At 60.1% G+C, this 2,733-nt stretch carries 3 protein-coding genes; 1 reads left to right on the top strand and 2 read right to left on the bottom strand.

Annotated features, from left to right (window positions below; all coding sequences use genetic code 11):
• Window positions 1-130 precede the first annotated feature (130 nt).
• Complete coding sequence (locus U5782_RS41065) at window positions 131-1,060, bottom strand: LysR family transcriptional regulator (RefSeq protein ID WP_322049592.1); 930 nt, start codon at window positions 1,058-1,060, stop codon at window positions 131-133.
• 78 nt (window positions 1,061-1,138) lie between these two features.
• On the opposite strand from U5782_RS41065, the gene U5782_RS41060 reads away from it, so the two are divergent.
• Entirely contained in the window at window positions 1,139-2,149 is a 1,011-nt protein-coding gene (locus U5782_RS41060; RefSeq protein ID WP_322049591.1) for a quinone oxidoreductase, read from the top strand.
• 56 nt (window positions 2,150-2,205) lie between these two features.
• On the opposite strand, the gene U5782_RS41055 is transcribed toward U5782_RS41060, so the two are convergent.
• A complete protein-coding gene (locus tag U5782_RS41055; RefSeq protein WP_322049590.1) occupies window positions 2,206-2,622 on the bottom strand; it encodes a gamma-glutamylcyclotransferase family protein in 417 nt (138 codons plus the stop codon).
• Window positions 2,623-2,733: the final 111 nt, after the last annotated feature.

Here is a 2,733-nt window from a genome sequence, read left to right as displayed (position 1 = left end):
GCAGATCCACAGCCAAAAGCGGCCGCTTGCTGCCCGGTTTTCCTGACGACACCTACCAATAGCGAATTCTGCAGCTCGTCCCGCCCGGGCAAACATTGATGCGCGGCGCGCCGACGCAGACAACAGATGGCTATTCTGTCACTGACGCTGAAGTATCCGACGACAATTCTGAGGTTTTCCCGATTAGATCGGCAACCATCTCGGCAATTAACCGCACACGGGGTGAACGCCTTACGTCCGGATGCATCACTAGCCACAGCGGTCGGACGATCGGACAAACATGATTCGATATCAGACGAAGCGCCGGATCTTGCGCGGCCAGAAAATACGGAAGCACGGCCGCACCTAGACCCGCTTTGGCCGCATGAAATAATGAAGCAAGATCATTGCTTCGGAAAACGAATCGGCGATGCCTGGCGAACTGTTCGAGCCAGCGCTGCTGCGGCACTTGACTAAGATGCTCGTCATAGCCCAGGAATTCCCAGTCCGATTCAGGCCGATCTTTATATCCACTCACGGCGTAGAGGCCATAACCTATTTCGCCGACGCGTCGCGCGGCGAGACCCGAAGCCGTAGGCCTCGACATACGGATCGCCAGATCCGCCTCACCGCGGGACAGACTCGCATCCCGTGACTCCCCGATCACCTCGAGATCGATCTTTGGCCACTGGGCATGCATTGCGGATAGATGCGGCACCAGAAAGTGGCTCGCCAGCACAGGCGGCGCGGATAGTCGAACCGTGCCGCTCAACGACGATATACCTGCGGCCGCGCGGGAAAACGCGTGTGCTTCGTCATCGAGGCGTGTCGCTTGTCGAGCGAGGGGTTCTCCCTCCGGAGTAAGCGTCCAGCCCTTCGGCAGACGATCAAACAGCCTAAGTCCCAGTGACTGCTCCAGCGCCTCGACCCTGCGGGCAACTGTCGAATGCTCGACGCAGAGCTTACGCGCCGCCGCCGAGAGACTTCCGGTTCGCGTTAGTTCGAGGAAAAAGCGGATGTCATCCCATTGCAGACGCGAGCTTTCCAGCGGAGCGTTACCTGTGTTTTTTTGCACACTCATTGTCGATTTATGTGGAATTGTTCCGGGCTTCCTCTCAGTGCACCATGAGCTTGCCCGATCAAACATCACGAGGAAAGCATGCCTTCTATCGCCATACCGCGGACGTCGCCGTTTCCGGCGGTCGAACTCGCCATTACACAGCACGGCGACGCTTCGACGCTAAAACTGCACGAGACTATGCTCCGTGCGCCCGCACCCGGCGAGGTGCGCATCCGCCAGACGGCTATCGGTGTCAATTTCGTCGATATCTATCACCGCACGGGCCTCTACCCGCTGCCAGCACTTCCCGCCGTGCTGGGCGTCGAGGCCGCGGGCGTCATCGACGCGATCGGCGAAGGCGTCGAATCGCTGCACATTGGCCAGCGCGTCGCCTACGCCGGTCCGCCAATCGGCAGCTATGCCAGTGCGCGCAATATTTCTGCGGCTCGCGTTCTCCCCTTGCCCGACGACATCGACGATGACACGGCAGCCAGTCTGCTGCTGCGGGGCATCACCACACATATGCTGTCTTCCTGCGTCTACGCTATCAAGGCCGGCGATACGGTACTGATCCATGCCGCAGCCGGCGGACTCGGACTCGTCGTGACGCAATGGGTCAAAGCGCTAGGCGCGCGCGTCATCGGCACCGTTGGTTCGCAAGCGAAGGCGGAACTCGCGAAAGAGTTTGGTCTGGACGAAGCGATTCTCTACCGCGAACAGAACTTCACCACCGCCGTCCACGCACTGACCGATGGTCGTGGCGTTGACTACGCCATCGACGGCGTCGGGGGCAAGACGCTCATCGAGACGCTCGGCGCCGTGCGTCCATTTGGAACGGTCGCTAGCGTCGGTCAGGTCGACGGTGATCCAGGGCCGATCGATCTGTCTCTGCTCGGCCCCGCACGTTCGATTGCGCTTTCGCGCCCGAGCGTGTTCCGCTTCATTGCCGATCCATCGCGTTATCGCGAAGCGGGACTGGCTACATTCCAACGCGTGCGAAGTGGTCTGAGAGCGCAGATCGGAGCCGTGCTACCGCTGGCCGAAGCAGGTGAGGCGCAGCGTCGGCTGGAAACGGGCAACACAAACGGTTCGATCATATTGCGCCCCTGACGTTCTATTTAAAGCCTGGGGGCTCCATACAAGGCCAGTGTCGTAACAGTGACGACTCAAATCCTGGGTAAATGCGAAGTTGAAAGGCCCAATGATGTGAGTGTGGTATGGAGTCGGGCTACGTAATATGCATCGACGGCGCCATCGATGCGTGGGGCGACATGCACCATGGCCAATGCCGGCACGAGCAGCGGCACTCCGCCGCTCGAGTCATCGATGCGCACGATGAACGCTTCGGCTCGGTAGTCGTCGAGCCCGTCATACAATCGGTCGATCTCGCAGTGCGTGAGCGCGTAGACCATCCCTACGGCCACGTCGCCCGGAGCGCGTATCAGGATGGCCTTCGTCGCGACCACGACACGGTGACCAAGGATTCGCCCGACGCGCGGCATCCTTGGATGTACCCCCTTTGCTGCCAGGTTGGCGCCATCCATATGAAGTCCATAGAAAAACATGTCGACGAGTCGATCCATTATGGGCGCCGCTAGAGAAGTTCATGGTATTCACGGGGTTCCGTTGCGACAGTGCTCGGCGTAGCCTGGGCGCCCGTACATGCGGTCCATGTACGCTAGCGTGGCAGGAAA

The sequence above is a fragment of the Paraburkholderia sp. J67 genome (assembly GCF_905220265.1).
Lineage (GTDB): Bacteria > Pseudomonadota > Gammaproteobacteria > Burkholderiales > Burkholderiaceae > Paraburkholderia.
Note: the sequence above shows the minus strand (reverse complement) of the source record. Positions and strands in the feature narration are given on the sequence as shown.

Excerpts from the sequence above, each read along its gene's own strand:
- U5782_RS41055 (WP_322049590.1), bottom strand. The coding sequence starts at position 2,622 with ATGGATCGACTCGTCGACATGTTTTTCTATGGACTTCATATGGATGGC.
- U5782_RS41060 (WP_322049591.1), top strand. The coding sequence starts at position 1,139 with ATGCCTTCTATCGCCATACCGCGGACGTCGCCGTTTCCGGCGGTCGAA.
- U5782_RS41065 (WP_322049592.1), bottom strand. The coding sequence starts at position 1,060 with ATGAGTGTGCAAAAAAACACAGGTAACGCTCCGCTGGAAAGCTCGCGT.